General features: G+C 34.8%; 14 protein-coding genes. 12 read left to right on the top strand and 2 right to left on the bottom strand.

All coding sequences use genetic code 11. The features are described from left to right. Nucleotides 1-7 precede the first annotated feature (7 nt). The 4 genes from P2086_RS18880 to dnaN all read left to right on the top strand — a co-directional run bounded on the left by P2086_RS18880 (nt 8) and on the right by dnaN (nt 6,278). Nucleotides 8-2,845 carry a CotH kinase family protein gene (locus P2086_RS18880; RefSeq protein WP_317898328.1) on the top strand — a complete coding sequence of 946 codons (2,838 nt, stop codon included), beginning with the start codon at nt 8-10 and terminating at the stop codon, nt 2,843-2,845. A 114-nt stretch (nt 2,846-2,959) separates the two neighbouring features. Continuing rightward, nucleotides 2,960-4,003: a PorP/SprF family type IX secretion system membrane protein gene (locus P2086_RS18875; protein ID WP_317898327.1), complete on the top strand. Its 1,044-nt coding sequence runs from the start codon at nt 2,960-2,962 to the stop codon at nt 4,001-4,003. A gap of 42 nt (nt 4,004-4,045) precedes the next feature. Beyond that, a complete protein-coding gene (locus P2086_RS18870; RefSeq protein WP_317898326.1) occupies nt 4,046-5,086 on the top strand; it encodes a hypothetical protein in 1,041 nt (346 codons plus the stop codon). 70 nt (nt 5,087-5,156) lie between these two features. Continuing rightward, nucleotides 5,157-6,278 carry a DNA polymerase III subunit beta gene (gene dnaN, locus P2086_RS18865; RefSeq protein WP_317898325.1) on the top strand — a complete coding sequence of 374 codons (1,122 nt, stop codon included), beginning with the start codon at nt 5,157-5,159 and terminating at the stop codon, nt 6,276-6,278. Nucleotides 6,279-6,365: 87 nt separating this feature from the next. Here the strand turns inward: dnaN and P2086_RS18860 are convergent, their stop codons facing one another. After that, nucleotides 6,366-6,767 carry a type I restriction enzyme HsdR N-terminal domain-containing protein gene (locus P2086_RS18860; protein ID WP_317898324.1) on the bottom strand — a complete coding sequence of 134 codons (402 nt, stop codon included), beginning with the start codon at nt 6,765-6,767 and terminating at the stop codon, nt 6,366-6,368. A gap of 112 nt (nt 6,768-6,879) precedes the next feature. Here P2086_RS18860 and P2086_RS18855 point away from each other — a divergent pair, with 112 nt between their 5' ends. The 3 genes from P2086_RS18855 to P2086_RS18845 all read left to right on the top strand — a co-directional run bounded on the left by P2086_RS18855 (nt 6,880) and on the right by P2086_RS18845 (nt 9,116). Then, nucleotides 6,880-7,650 (top strand): AMP nucleosidase, encoded by a 771-nt coding sequence (locus P2086_RS18855; RefSeq protein WP_317898323.1) that lies wholly within the window; start codon nt 6,880-6,882, stop codon nt 7,648-7,650. 4 nt (nt 7,651-7,654) lie between these two features. After that, nucleotides 7,655-8,638 (top strand): methylmalonyl Co-A mutase-associated GTPase MeaB, encoded by a 984-nt coding sequence (gene meaB / locus P2086_RS18850; protein ID WP_317898322.1) that lies wholly within the window; start codon nt 7,655-7,657, stop codon nt 8,636-8,638. Between the two features lie 256 nt (nt 8,639-8,894). Then, nucleotides 8,895-9,116: a DUF2795 domain-containing protein gene (locus P2086_RS18845; RefSeq protein ID WP_096090635.1), complete on the top strand. Its 222-nt coding sequence runs from the start codon at nt 8,895-8,897 to the stop codon at nt 9,114-9,116. Between the two features lie 38 nt (nt 9,117-9,154). On the opposite strand, the gene P2086_RS18840 is transcribed toward P2086_RS18845, so the two are convergent. After that, a complete protein-coding gene (locus P2086_RS18840; protein ID WP_317898321.1) occupies nt 9,155-11,452 on the bottom strand; it encodes a patatin-like phospholipase family protein in 2,298 nt (765 codons plus the stop codon). A 198-nt stretch (nt 11,453-11,650) separates the two neighbouring features. On the opposite strand from P2086_RS18840, the gene P2086_RS18835 reads away from it, so the two are divergent. The 5 genes from P2086_RS18835 to P2086_RS18815 all read left to right on the top strand — a co-directional run bounded on the left by P2086_RS18835 (nt 11,651) and on the right by P2086_RS18815 (nt 15,662). Then, nucleotides 11,651-12,730: an ABC transporter permease gene (locus P2086_RS18835; protein ID WP_317898320.1), complete on the top strand. Its 1,080-nt coding sequence runs from the start codon at nt 11,651-11,653 to the stop codon at nt 12,728-12,730. A gap of 2 nt (nt 12,731-12,732) precedes the next feature. Further along, complete coding sequence (gene tpiA, locus P2086_RS18830) at nt 12,733-13,491, top strand: triose-phosphate isomerase (RefSeq protein WP_317898319.1); 759 nt, start codon at nt 12,733-12,735, stop codon at nt 13,489-13,491. Next, on the top strand, nt 13,491-14,318 hold the full coding sequence (prmA, locus tag P2086_RS18825) for a 50S ribosomal protein L11 methyltransferase (protein WP_317898318.1): 828 nt from the start codon (nt 13,491-13,493) through the stop codon (nt 14,316-14,318). The genes tpiA and prmA overlap by 1 nt, the downstream gene beginning before the upstream one ends. Nucleotides 14,319-14,506: 188 nt before the next feature. After that, nucleotides 14,507-14,809 (top strand): hypothetical protein, encoded by a 303-nt coding sequence (locus tag P2086_RS18820; RefSeq protein WP_317898317.1) that lies wholly within the window; start codon nt 14,507-14,509, stop codon nt 14,807-14,809. Between the two features lie 274 nt (nt 14,810-15,083). Further along, nucleotides 15,084-15,662, top strand: a complete 579-nt coding sequence (locus P2086_RS18815) for a hypothetical protein (RefSeq protein WP_317898316.1) — start codon at nt 15,084-15,086, stop codon at nt 15,660-15,662. The last annotated feature ends 24 nt before the right edge of the window (nt 15,663-15,686 follow it).

Below are 15,686 nucleotides of genomic sequence, written 5' to 3'. Positions count from 1 at the left end.
TTTAATTATGACGACAAGAAAACTTTTACTGGTTTTTGTATATTTCTTTGTTTTATGTGGAACCTCTTTTATTTTCGGGCAGTCACCAACATACCCGATTGTTTTTAATGAATATAACGTTTCAAACGTTCCAAACGGTTATGCCGATGAAAAAGGTGCATTAAATGATTATGTCGAAATCTATTGTAATCATACTGCTTCTATCAGTTTGCAGAATTTTTATTTAAGTAACGATCCCAATAACTTAAAAAAATGGAAGTTCCCGAATAACTTTCCTGCGCTGCAGCCCGCTAATTATTATTTAGTTTGGCTATCCGGAAAGAATACGAACGATGGAGTTAATTTTCATGCGAATTTTAGTATTGAACAATGTAAAAATCAAAAACTTTTTCTTTCCAATGGATCAGGAACCATTTACGATGAGATAACCATTCAACCTACAAAGCCAGGGCATGTGAGAGGACGCGTAGATTATGACAATATTGGCGTTGGCGCATGGAGATTATTTAAAACCAAATCACCTAAATTTGCAAATGGTACTCCAACGGCATTAGGTTATGCGCCAACGCCAGAAATTGTTTTATCCGGCCTGGCCAGCTTTACAGACACAGCTCCGACTAATTCGAGTTCTGCTAATACGGGTTCTTTTCTTACGGATGGCACTCAGATTGCTTATATTTTACTGGACGGAATGCCTTATGATTCTACATTTTCATGTTATGATGTGTTTTATACGAAGAACGGAAGCTACCCTTTGCCTTTTTATACGAATTCTCTTGACTCAGCAACCGATTATCATTTGTATATAGGCCCTAATAACGGAATTGTTGTAGACGCAACAATGATTATCAGAGCTATTGCGGTTCCGAAGCCAAACAAACCTTCGTGCCCGATAAACACTTTACCTAGTTTTTGCGAATCCAATACTTATTTTATTGATCAGGAATACAGTGATTTCAGTAAAGAGTTTGGCGTTATATCTATAGCGCTAGATAAGGCAGATACGGCTTGGTTTGCATCACAGGGAGCATATTCAGCCTCTATACATGTTGAATATTATGACGAGAAAAAACAGATGAGCGAAGGTTATGCAATAATTAATCGTCCGCCTCAAGAAGAATGGAGAACAACGCAGAAAGGCTTCTACATCACCAAGGATGATCGCTTAGGATCTGGTTGCAATTTTGAGGGACAAATTTTTAATGTAGAAGGATTAGGTACCAGCTCAAGAACTGTGTTTCCAACGCTTCATCTCAAAGCTGGTGATTATGAAAGTCATTCACCGGAAGCTGCAGGTGGAGGAACTAACGTTGGTGTATCCTTCGGAACAGGTATTAGAGATGTAGTTATGCAATCTCTTGCTGCGAAATACGATTTACATGTTAGTCCTTTGCATATTAAACCCGTTGTAGCCTTTGTAAATGGTAGTTACTGGGGTGTTTATGATTTAAGAGAAGTATACGATAAATATTACGAGCAATATTATAACAAACAGTCACCCGATTCTGTAGATCTTAATTTTGTTCACAACTGTCAGGAAGGATCAGTAACGTATTGGGATGGCGGCAAGTCAAAGTTTGGTGCAAACTTTAATTCAGATGTTTATAATATCATTCTAACGCGACCAATGAACAATGTTACAGACTATAACAGAGTTATGAATAAATTGGATAAAGCCAGTTTTATTGACTACATGATTCTAAATAGCTATGGCATGAATAGCGACTTATTTTGCAATAATGTTTCGTTGGCAAAAGGTGGTCAGCTTACCAAACCAGGAGGCAAATGGCATTTCTATTTATGGAACATGCCTTCAATTTTTAATTACACAGTGATAGCTCCCACTGGGAATTCATTTCCTAATGCAGGCCAATCGCCATGTTATTTATATAATGCAAATAATTCGAGCTTATTACGTTATACCCCAACCTTAAATGCATTTAATGCACACGGAAATGTTTTAACAAGATTAATGTCAAATCCGGGATTTAAAGAAGAATACATTGCACGCTATCAGGACTTACTGAATGGACCTTTAAAGTGCGACAATATTTTGAAGCACTTCGATTATGTTAGTAAGCTTTATTCGAAGGAAATGAAGTATCATGAGGACCCTGCATCAACACCTAAACCTGGAAAATTTACTACAGCTAGTACAATTTATCCTTGGGATTCAATTGCGGTAGATTTGCGAGAAGTGATCGAGTTACGTTGTTTTTATTTTCTTAATACTGACGGAGCTGGTTTTGGGCAAAAAGATTGTTACGGGTTAACGGGACCATACAATATTAGTGTTGATGTTAGACCGTCCGAATCTGGTAAGGTAAAGTTGAATACCACAACACTTCAAAACTACATTTGGAATGGTAAATATTATGGTGGAAATATGAATTTGAAAGCTACACCAGCCAGTTCGGAGTATATTTTTCACCACTGGGAGATTGATGGTTCAGCTTTAAAAACTGGTTTTGCTTTAAGTATGGATTCTGTAATTACAAACTTTCAAAACAATTCAAATATAGTCGCGGTGTTTACTGATAAACGAAATGATATTCTTAATAGTGGCGATAAGGCTAATGTTCCAACAGGATTTACGCCGAATGACGATGGACTTAATGATAACTTCCGTCCTTTAGGCAGTGCTGAATTTGCCACTGAGTACCAAATGCTCATATTTAATCGTTGGGGACAGGAAGTATTCCGTAGTGTAGATCCATTTGTAGGTTGGGATGGTAGATTTAGAGGAGATCAGGCGCAAACAGGAGTTTATGCGTACTTTATCACTTATAAGAATATTTATAATGAAGAGAAACTATTAAAAGGAAATGTTACTTTGACGCGTTAATATAGAGGCTTATAAAAATTCATGAAATCTTTTAATCACTTTAATAAAAACATCACGAATAATAGGACAGGACAATTTTGTTAGTTGTTTTGGCTTAGAAGAAAATTGCAGTATATGAAGAAAATAAAATACTCTACAGCCCTTTTAGTTTTTACTTTATCAAGTATTTTTGTGCAGGCACAAGATATTCGATTCTCGCAGGTTTGCGAAACACCACTGCTGTTAAGCCCTGCAAACACAGGCTTTTTTAATGGATATTTTAGGGCAATTGTAAACTACCGCAACCAATGGGCAGCCATGAATAATGCGTTTAGTACGGCAGGTATTTCGGTAGACGGAGGTTTGTTTAAATCTAAGAAGCGACCAGCCTTTATGGGCATTGGATTTACTTTTTTCAGAGATCAAGCAGGCGCAGCTAAATTGCGAAAAAACACAGCATTATTAAATTTGAGCGGCTTAGTCAAAATAGGAAAACAAAGTGCTTTGAGTGTTGGTTTAGCTTTAGGCACGACTGGCACTGATGGTAACTTTTCGGATTTAACGTATGCATCACAGTACAATGGAAATTATATAGATCCTGGTGTAGATTCGCGTGAGGCAATTTACAGATCCTACACAACAGTGGATTTGGGTGCGGGTGTTGCATATGATTTTGCGAGATATAAACGAGATCAAGATCATGATGATGTGACTTCGTTTAGGATAGCATTAGGGGCATTTCATCTCAATAGACCTAATCAGGAATTCGGACCAGGCTCTGCGTATAAAATGCCAATAAGATGGACCGCAGCTCTAACATCGGTATTGGATATGGAAGACACTAAGTTTACACTGTCACCTACATTAGTTTATCAGTTGGAAGGAAAATATGAAGAGCTCTTTTTAGGAAGTTATGTAAAATACCGCATGAGCACGGGTACTAAAGTTACGGGTGAAAAAACACAGAATGCTATTGGATTTGGATTATTTTATCGGGTAAGAGATGCGATTGTTGCCAAGTTAATATTTGACCTAGGCGACGTTTCTATTGGCATGGCATACGACGCGAATGTTTCTTCTTATCGTACAGCTACCAAAGGTTACGGTGGTTTTGAGGTTTCTTTACGTTATAATATTCTTGCAAGTTCTCTATTTGAGTCGCGAAAAGAATACAAATAATAATTTTGAGATTTACCTTAATACAGGCTTTCCACTCGTACTATGAAAAAATCTTCTTCTTTTGTTGTCATTACAGTATTAGTTATTCTTGTAGGGATCTCTATTTATATTTTTAGGTCAAAATCGGTTTTAAGTACTGTGGATGGTGACGAACGAAACTTTAGTTATAAGGATACAGCAAGTATTACCAGAATATTTATTGCAGATAAGGATGGTCATAAAGTTGACCTTAAGAGAACTAACAAGGCTTGGGTTGTAAATGATAAATACGATTGCCGAAACGATGCTATTTTAAACCTTTTAGAGCTAATTAAACAGGTTGAAGTAAAAATGCCTGCACCAAAAAACCTGCGAAAAAGTATCTTAAAGTATATGTCTACACAAGCTTTAAAAGTAGAGATTTATAAAGGAGATGAATTAGTTAAGCAGTTTTATGTAGGGCATGAAACAGAGGATTCTGGAGGGAGTTATATGCTTTTGACAGACGTTGCAACTGGAAAGAACTTTAAAGACCCTTATGCTTGTTTTATACCTGGCTTCAACGGCTACCTTCTACCAAGGTTTATTACTAATGAGAATGAGTGGCGAGATAGAATTGTAATGAATTTTACACCTCCCGAACTTAAACAAATAACTTTTAAAAATTTGAATGCTCCAGATTCGTCTTTTACGATTGAGCTTATAAATGCAAATTCTTTTAAATTAAAAGATAATGTGGGTAAAGAAATTAGTTTTAATGACGCGGCAATGCGCCAGTATTTAGTTTACCTGCAGAATGTTTCTTATGAGGTATTGCTTACTGGAAAAAATAAAAAACTACAGGATTCACTTATCAGAGTAAGACCATTTGTGTCGATTTTTGTTACCACTAAAAACAATAAAACCGAAACGTTTAATTTTTACAGAAAACAATTTTTGGGAGACATAAATCCTGAACATGGTGTAACGTATGATTATGATCCGGACCGTATGTATCTTAGCTTCTCTGACGATAAAGAATGGGCGCTTGTGCAGTATTTTGTTTTCGGTAAACTATTAGTGAATTCAAATTATTTTACGGCAGCCGATCCTGTTAAAAAGTAGTTTAAAACTAAAGCCGCGTTTCTGGCTAATATCCCTATGTTACTGTAATTTCGCTTTTAAAATTAACTATATGAATTTTGTTGTTTCTGCGTCAATCTTATTAAAACATTTAAAATCCATTGGAGGAGTTCTTAATACAAATAACACAATTCCAATTTTAGATTGTTTTTTGTTTGAAATAAATAAAAATGAGCTCACACTTTCAGCAAGTGACATGGAAACAACTATCACCACTACATTAAAGGTTGACTCTAATGACAGCGGTAGTATCGCAGTTCCAGCTAAAACGCTTTTAGATTCTTTGGCTAACTTGCCGGAGCAACCTATTTCATTTATTGTTGATAAATCTAAACACTCTATAAAACTTAAAACCGAAACCGGTGATTATAATATTTCTGGTCAAAACGGCATGGAGTACCCAAAGATGCCTAAGTTAGAATCTCAGACATCTATCGTCATTAAAAGTGATGTTCTTGCAAGTGCAATCAATAAAACTATTTTCGCAACGGGAAATGATGATCTTAGGCCGGTAATGAGTGGCGTTTTTTGCCAGTTTAGTGAAGTAAATTCTATTTTTGTGGCAACTGATGCTCACAAGCTTGTGCGTTACACGCGTAACGACGCAAAGGCGGGTGCTGCGGCTTCATTCATTATGCCAAAAAAACCTTTAAACGTTTTAAAAACATTATTGACAGGTGTTGATGATGCCGTTAAGGTGGAGTTTAATAAAACGAATGCTTTGTTTAGTTTTGGAAATGTAAATTTAATTTGCAGATTAATTGATGGAAAATACCCAAACTATGAAGCTGTAATTCCAAAACAAAACCCAAATAAACTGACTGTAGACAGAGCTGCATTTTTAGGAGCTCTTAAGCGTGTAAGTGTTTTTTCTAATAAAGCTACGCATCAAATTCGCGTGAAAGTTACTGGAAGTCAATTACGCGTGAGTGCCGAAGATCTCGATTTTGCTAATGAAGGGCATGAACTATTAACCTGTACCTATGTTGGAGAAGACATGGAGATTGGATTTAACTCACGTTTTCTGGTTGAAATGGTAAGCAATTTAGATTGCGATGAAATAATATTAGAAATGAGCGCACCAAACCGTGCAGGCATTATTTTGCCGAACAATAAATCTAATCCTGGCGAAGATGTGTTAATGCTCGTTATGCCGGTTATGCTAAATAATTAGAAACTCTAAAATAAAAAATGAAACCTGTAGAAATATAGGTTTTTTTTGTTTCTGGTAATTCTACATTTAAGCATTGAAAAAAGTGGACTAAATAAAAACTTGGTTAGGCAAATCAACAACTTGATTGCTTATATTAAACACCAAGTCACTCACGCCGTTCGTAATCATTAATAATTGCGCCTTTACAATGAGATTATAACGCTGTGCTTGTTCTATTACGAGTTGATCTAATTCTATATAAGGAGCCTTGCATTCGATAATGAGATAAGGTTTTAAATCGCGGGAATAAACAACAACGTCGTATCTTTTTTTAACACCATTCAACACAAGTTCCTTTTCAATTGAAATATTAGATGCTGTGTAATTTTTTTCGGTAACGAGGTAATTGAGTACATGTTGTCGCACCCATTCTTCAGGACTTAAAACAAGCCACTTTTTACGGATGAAATCAAAAATTAGAGTTTGCTCACCACGTTTTTTTAAACGCACAGAAAAAGGTGGATATTTTAAGCGGAAGTTCAGTTTAAAGAAATTTATTTTAAATATATTTACATTAATTGATTCAAAGGTATTTTTTTATCACTAAATAATAAGGGCGGATATGAAGACGAAAGCAGAAATTGTAAATAATTGGTTGCCCCGCTATACTGGCGTTCCAATTGAAAAATTCGGGGAATACATTATTCTTGTGAATTTTTCTACCTATGTTCATCTCTTTGCAAAACAACATGGCATTAAAGTTTCAGGTTTGGATAGACCTATGTGTAGTGCTACTGCTGACGATATTACAATTATAAATTTCGGCATGGGAAGCGCCAGTGCTGCAACCGTTATGGATTTACTGTCAGCTATAGCGCCTAAAGCCGTTTTGTTTCTTGGCAAATGCGGTGGGTTAAAACGAAAAAATAAAATTGGAGATTTAATACTTCCAATAGCAGCTATTCGTGGGGATGGAACAAGTAATGATTATTTACCACCAGAGGTTCCGGCATTACCATCATTTAATTTGCAAAAAGCGATTTCCTACCGCATCCGACTTATGTCATTAGATTACTGGACAGGTACTGTGTATACAACAAATAGACGTGTTTGGGAGCATGATGATAAATTTAAAAGTTATTTAAGAAGCTTGCGTACTATGGCCATTGATATGGAGACCGCAACAATTTTTACAGTTGGTTTTAGTAATGGGATTCCTACAGGAGCGCTTTTACTCGTTACAGATCAGCCGATGATAGCAGATGGTGTTAAAACGGAACAAAGCGATAAAAAAGTAAGTGAAAATTATGTCGAAAGACATTTGCAAATAGGAATCGAGGCTTTGAAAGAGCTGAAAAATAAAGGAGTTTCTGTTAAGCATTTAAGGTTTTAGGAAGGTGAAAAAAATATCTAATCATAATGAACCAGACTTTTTTATAAAAGGTATTTTAAATAGGGATGTTGCTATTTTGAGCCGGGCTATAACGCTTGTTGAGTCCACAAATTCAACACACCAATTATTGGCACAGCAAATAATTGAAGGAGTCATACACAAGACTGGAAATTCTTTCCGGCTTGGAGTTACCGGTGTACCGGGTGTGGGCAAAAGTTCATTTATAGAAAGTTTTGGAAAGGAAGTCGTTTCCCGAAACCACAAATTGGCCGTGCTAGCTATTGATCCATCAAGTACAAAAAGTGGTGGAAGTATACTGGGTGATAAAACCAGAATGGAGGAATTATCTACCAAAGAAAATGTATATATACGCCCCTCGCCTAGTAGTGGCGATTTGGGTGGCGTTACTAAATCAACCTACGAGACTATTTTGTTATGTGAGGCAGCTGGTTATGATTTTATTATTGTAGAAACAGTTGGAGTTGGTCAGAGTGAAGTGGCAGTTAGTAAGATAACAGACTTTTTTCTTTTATTAATGCTTGCGGGTGCTGGCGACGAATTACAAGGTATTAAGAGAGGTATTATGGAAATGGCAGATGCGCTTGTGATTACAAAGGCGGATGGCGATAATCTTAATAAAGCCAAAGCGGCACGAACAGAATATGCACACGCTATGCACTTATTCCAGGCGCATGAAAGTGGTTGGATTACGCGAACACAAATTTGTTCAGCATTAAAAAATGAAGGGATAGTGGATGTTTATTCAATGATTGACGAATACCGTAAGTTGACATTGACTAATAATTATTTTTCTAAGAAAAGAAAAGATCAGCAATTTCATCTGTTCTTAAATACAATCGACGAGCAGTTAAAAAATCGTTTTTATTCAGACCAATCTATTCAAGAACAAATAGAAGTCATAAAAAGTAAAGAAACAATACAACCTTTTGCTATGGCAAAACAATTATTGAATGGTTTCTTTAAATAACTTAGTTATTGTAACAGGGAAGTTTTTTCCGACTTTCTCTAAATTAGGCTCTAAAGTCCCAGACTTTTTAAAGTTTTTGTCTAAAATTTACGGCAATGATTCGGGAAAATCAGTTGTTTTGCGAGTATCTGTTTGATTTTCAGTAATTTATAATGTTGGATAAAAAGGAGAATATTTATAGATATTTCTTTTTTCTTATCGAAAATTTTTTTTCTTTTGCAGGAATTAAAAAAGCCTTAAAATTAAACGATAATATATGTATTGGACGTTAGAATTAGCAAGTTGGTTAGAAGATGCCCCTTGGCCTGCAACAAAAGATGAATTAATTGATTATGCAATGAGAAGTGGTGCTCCAATGGAAGTGATAGAGAACTTGCAAGAGATGGAAGACGAAGGCGAAAGTTATGAAAGTATTGAGGAGATCTGGCCTGATTATCCAACAAAAGATGATTTCTTTTTTAATGAAGATGAGTTTTAGAAAACTAGCCGCCTCGATAACTATCGGGGCGTTTTCTTTTATTCTATTGATTTATGATTATAAATAATGTAACCGATGTGAAAGAAGGGTGAGAATGAATATTGGTTTTTGTCGTAATAATTTAATCCCACGCTAATAGGGCCAATAGGACTATTATAAACAAGAGCCGCTGTACCCGATATATATCTGTATAAGAAAGCTGATGTATATTCTGCTTTTCCTTGCTCGTTTTGAATAATAGACTGATATGGCTGAAAAATATAAGCTTCTAACCTGATATTAAGATTTTTTGCAGGACTGGTTATGGCTTTTATTCCACCTGCAAAATAATTATGTGCTCTATAAGCTTGAATAAAAAAAGTCTGACTTTCGGGAGTTGGATTAAATACAGGAGCCGAAAGAATGGTGGATTGATAGTTACTAAAGAAACCCTGCGTTGAATAAACACCTTCAAGAAATACTCCCAGTTTAAATCTTTTAAATGTTCTAATGTAACTGTCGAAGGTTAATTTTAGTTGTAACCAGGCCGGCTGAGCTTTATTTTTAAAACTCATTGTATCTATACTTGTATTTCCAGGATTAAAGCTTTCTTCACCAATAAGGTATCTTGCTCTTGCGTTTAATAAAGTGCCTTCAGTAGCATACATCCTTCGATTAAGCGTGTTTATCTGATAATTAGCCTGGATGTACGAGTAGTCAAAATAAGTCACGTCAGACGTGTCTGTTTTCGAAAAAACGTCGTTTTGATAATATTTATTTTTCCACTGTGTTATACCTGCCGATACGTCAAATTGAGAAATATTTCCAACCGGTGCTCCAACTTTTAACTCACCAAACTTATCTTCCTGAATAAGATAGGCAGGCTTTTCAAAATTGTAAAATAAGATACTACTACTATAATAATCCCAGCGAGAATATGTAAATGACGGTTGTATGAAAATAGGAATACGTCCAGGAAAATCAAATCTTAAACGAGAAAATGTGCTCGTATTTAATTTACCCCAATAACCGTTTGCGTACATACTGAAACCAATTCGTCCGAGACGATTGTATTGTAGTCCTAGAAAAGCCTCACTGATAGGTCTGTTCGATATAATGGCTCCTGGTTCAATGTAAAAGGGTTTTTCTTTTTTTCCGAGCAGTTTAAGTTTGTAATTGCCTGAAGAAGTATCAATACGAGTAATGGGAAATAAATTTTTTATTTTGTCTTCACCTGCTAATCTGAAATACCTTCCCTTTAATTGCTGTAAGGTGAAAGGTTTGTTTTTAAAAAATAAACTTTTCTTAATAAAAGCTGTTTGTTTTTTATTAAAGCCAAGTATTTCAACGTCGGCAAAAGTAATTTCATTGAGTTTTTGATAATTTTTAAAGCGTTCGCGTTTTTTTGCGAGTTCTGAATTATTTGTTTTTACCGAAATCTGTTTTTTTATTTCAGGAATGTTTCTCAATGTTGCAGCATAGCCGCTGTCTATTAATTGCTTAATGTTATCGAAATTAAAAACGTTAACATCACTCCAGGGTTCAATGAGAACACCATTTTCACAAACAGGACTAAAATTTGTTTGACTCATCAATAAACTCCGTAATTGTAAATACAGGTTATCTTCATTTGGTTTAACATTTTTTTCTGCAACATTTGATCCAATAATATAGTCGGGATTAAAATGATCCAACATAACGTCTGAAGGAAAGTTATTGTATAGTCCGCCGTCAAATAAAAGTTTTCCGTCAATTGATATTGGTCGAAGATAAAACGGGTAACTCATACTTGCTCTCACAGCACTGGGAAGGTCACCGTTTTTAAACACGACTGATTTTTTAAATTCAATATCTGCTGCTACACAGCGAAACGGTACAAAAAGACTATCGAAGTTATTATCAAGTTTGTTAGCCACACCGGTGAATGTTTCCATCAAATAATAATCAATTGGCATTGAATTGATAAAATTTGTTGGAAGATTTTTAATGTAATTGTTTCTGAAATCGTATTTAAAGGTAACCCAGCTTGCAAATTCTTCTCTTTTTTTAATCATGTACTCGTATTTCGTTGGCAAGTCACCTTTTTGAATACTTCCAAAAAAAGAAGAAAGAACAATCGTTTCAATTTCCGCGGGCGAATAACCTACGGCGTAATACGCGCCAATAAGTCCCCCAATGGATGTTCCTGTGATATAATCAATAGGAATGTTATTTTCTTCCAGAGCCTTTAAAACACCAACGTGACACATTCCGCTGGCGCCACCTCCACTTAATACTAAGCCAATTTTTTGCGAATACAACTTACTAGACGCAAAATTGAGAAGTAAAATGAAAATTATCGTTTTTAAGGTGCTCAAATTAACTTAGTAATCAACAAAAATAATCATATAACGCAGGATATAGTAGTGTTATTATTATATTTTAGAACATAATAAAATTTGATGATCAATGGTAATAAAACATGACCAAAATCAGTATGTTAATCAACTTTTAAAAAGTAGAAACTCTTCACTTCAAACGCATCCGTTTAAAATATTATATTAGAGCCTTGTAAGGTGGGAAAATTTATTTTAAAAAAAATTTTATACGGATTGGTGGTGCTTTTGGGCGTTATTACTACGATCTTTTTTTTATTTAATGTGTTACCTGGTGATCCGGCTTCCGTTATGCTTGGTCAGAGAGCGAATAAAGATGCAATTGATGCAATTCATAAAGATTTGGGCACAGACAGACCCCTGCTTCAGCAGTATTTAAATTATTTAAATGATCTTTCACCCCTTTCTTTGCATAACTATAAAAATGAAGATGATTTATCCTATTTGAATCCTGATAAATACAGCTGGATGCCTTTAATTGCATTAGGTAACAGCGATATAATTGTATTGAAATATCCTTACCTGAGAAAAAGTTACATCACTAAAAGAGACGTTTCATCAATTATACGAGCTACCCTTCCAGAAACCGCTGTGTTAGCGTTTACGGCTATAGTTATTGCATCTGTAATTGGTATACTTTTAGGAATTGTAACTGCGGTAAAAAAAAATACGCTTTTAGATAAGTCTATCTTTTTTATTGCGACAGTATTTGGAATGAGTGCCCCTTCTTTTCTTGTGGGCTTATTAGTGGCATGGCTATTTGGTTACGTTTTAGCTGATTACACGGGTTTAAATCCCTCTGGAAGTCTCTACGATTTGGATGTTTGGAATGGATACGAATTAAAGCTTAAGAATCTTATATTACCCGCATTAACTTTAGGAGTTAGGCCTTTGAGTATTGTGATTCAGTTAACCAGAAGTTCGTTATTGGATGTGTTGTCGCAAGATTATATTCGCACTGCGAAAGCTAAGGGTTTATCTTTTACTAGAATTGTTTTCAGACACGCTTTAAAAAACGCTTTAAATCCGGTAATTACAGCTATTTCTGGATGGTTCGCCGGTTTAATGGCCGGTGCGGTTTTTGTAGAAAAAATATTTAGTTGGAAGGGAATTGGGAACGAAGTGGTAGATGCCTTAAATAATAATGATTTACCCGTTGTAATGGGTGCTACTTTAATTTTCGCTTCTATCTTTGTAGTTATAAATATTATTGTGGACATTATTTATGGAATCTTAGATCCACGGGTTAGAGTAAAATAAAAATGAAAAGAAAAAAAATAGTTGCAGGGAACTGGAAAATGAATTTAAGCTGGGTTGAGGCTTTTGATTTAGCTACCAGCATAAAAGAAAAATCTGAAGGAGTTGCTGGAATTCAAAAAATTATTTTTCCACCGTTACCCTATCTTCAAATGCTAAGTGTTATTGTAGAAGATGAGGCCGATTTTTTTGTTGGTGCGCAAAATTGCAGCGAGCATGAAAAAGGCGCTTACACAGGAGAAGTTTCTGCTGAAATGATTGAGTCGGCAGGTGCAAGTTTTGTTTTGGTAGGGCATAGTGAGCGACGGATGTATTTTTCTGAAACTAACGAGCAATTAATTCAAAAAATTAATCAAGCTTTAAAAAGTGATTTAAAAATTATTTTTTGTTTTGGTGAACATTTAAATGAGCGGAACAACAATCTGCATTTTGAAACAGTCAAACAACAATTAGTTGAGGTTCTTAAACACTACCCTAAAGAAAAAACAAATGAACTGCTAATAGCATATGAACCTGTATGGGCAATTGGTACTGGCGAAACAGCCACACCTGCTCAGGCTCAAGAAATGCATGCGTTTGTAAGGAAAACGCTTTCTGAAATATTTTCAAATGAAATTGCCCAGACTATTTCAATTTTATACGGTGGAAGTTGTAATGCGCAAAATGCAAAAGAGCTGTTTTCATGCGAAGATGTGGATGGTGGATTGATTGGGGGTGCGAGTTTAAAGGCAGAAGATTTTTGCATCATCATGAATTCGTTTTAATGAGTTATCTCGCCTATAATTTCAACGTAAATCCACCACAACCTGGCTCAGATATTTTGATTGCTATGATATCGGAGTTTGGGTTTGAGAGTTTTGATCATTCAGATACTGGTTTTACAGCCTACATTAAAGAAGAAGAAGCGATGAATGTGGATTTTTCAGAACTTCAGTTTGAAGATTTTACTTACAAATTCAATATTGAAAAAATTGCCGCTACTAATTGGAATGCAGAGTGGGAGAATAATTTTGAACCGGTTTTTGTGGGGAATCTTTTATGTATTCGTGCACCCTTTCATAATAAAAATGCAGAAGTAAAACACGAAATTGTGATTATGCCAAAGATGAGTTTTGGTACCGGCCATCATCAAACAACACGTTTAATGTGTAGACAGATGTTTGAAACGGATTTTAAAAACAAACGCGTTTTGGACATGGGTACAGGAACTGGCATACTCGCCATTCTTGCAAAAATTCTTGGTGCTGTTGAGGTAATAGGAATTGATATTGATGAATGGAGTGTCGAAAATTCGAAGGAGAATTGCGCATCAAATGGTTATCCTGACATTATTTTAAAGATGGGAGATGTTGATTTGTTGGAGGGTGAAAAACCGTTTGATGTAATTCTAGCCAACATCAATAAAAATATTTTAAAGAAACAAATTCCTTCTTATTCTAAAATAATGACAAGCGGTACTACTCTCTTTTTGAGTGGTTTTTTTACAACTGATGTAGAGGAGTTAAGTTCTGTTGCCTCAGCCAATGAATTTAATTTTTCTGAGAGCTTTCAAGAGAATGAATGGGCAATGATGGTGTTGCAAAAGAAATAATCTTCCCTTTTTTAATTTCAAGCATTTATCTTCTGTATTGTAGTGTTTACGGTCAATACGCTCAATTTTGAGCAGGCATCTACTTTTTCCAATTTCGTAAAAATCTTACATCTGTAATAGCATTTAAGTCTTCAAGTTGTAAACGCTTCTTCATGGGCGTAATTTTACATCAAATAAAACTAACAGATATGGAAACTATACTACAACCAAACTTAAAATCAATTGTTGATTTTGTAAGACTAAACACTGCCCAACAAGTTACTGTACTTTTGCAGGAAGCCATTTTATTGGATATTGATACTGAAAAGGTTTTAACTACCCGACTTTATTTATATAAGGGCTTTTTTGTAGAAGAGACTTTTAATAGAGTTTCAAATGAAATAGTAGATATAATACCTTTTAAACAAGGGTATAGAATTAAGGATTACATAAAGAATGCTTCTAGCTCATTAGCTGAAAGACCTTATTATTTTCAGTATTGTATTAATTAAGCGGAATTCATAGAAGCTAAACTAAAATAAATTTAATTTGAATAATTAACTTAAGAATAAGTAACATGAAAACGCTAACAATCAACTCCAACTTAGAAACTGAAGAACAAATTGAAACATTAACGAGAAGAGACCTGTTTTTAATTAAAACTGCTATCGCTGTTTTCAGTGTGGTTTTGAATATATGTTGTATCCAATTATTCTTCTAACACTAGTAACTAATAGTATTAACCAGATAAAATCTAACTAAGAGTTTATCAAAATTTAAAGAAACATGAAAAACACAATTATCATCATCAGTTTATTTTTCGCTTTTACGTTTAATGTAAAAGGACAAACAAATAGTTATAAATTAAAATTCGATTCCCTTTCTTGTTTACTAATTGAAGGGAAAATTATGAACGCATATGAGGGTACTGATGGAGTGTGTATGATAGAATTAATATCTGCAAATGAAGTTCTCGAATCAATCATGCTAAAGGAAGGCAAAGATAAATTTAAGTTTGCATTAAATAAAAATATGTTCTATTCTATTAGGGTTTCAAAGACCGGATTTGCAACAAAGTTAATATCAGTTAATACGGAAATGCTCACAGGACCTGAAGGTGTACACGTATTTAAATTTGAAACAAGTCTAATAAAAGATAAAATTGCAGCAAAATTAAATCAAGATATTTTAGATTTTCCAGTTACCATAATACATTTTGACTACGAAAAAGATTGTTTTGTGCATAATGCTGTGTATACCTCATATATTAAGAAAGAATTGTATAAGGTAGGTCCGGTAAAAATACAAACACCAAAGCACGCTTACGTAACTGATATAAGCGATCTTGCCTCGAATTCAAAATAAGATAAAAAGTAAAAACAAGTACCT

Source organism: Aurantibacillus circumpalustris, from assembly GCF_029625215.1.
Taxonomy (GTDB): Bacteria; Bacteroidota; Bacteroidia; order B-17B0; family Aurantibacillaceae; genus Aurantibacillus; species Aurantibacillus circumpalustris.
Note: the sequence above shows the minus strand (reverse complement) of the source record. Positions and strands in the feature narration are given on the sequence as shown.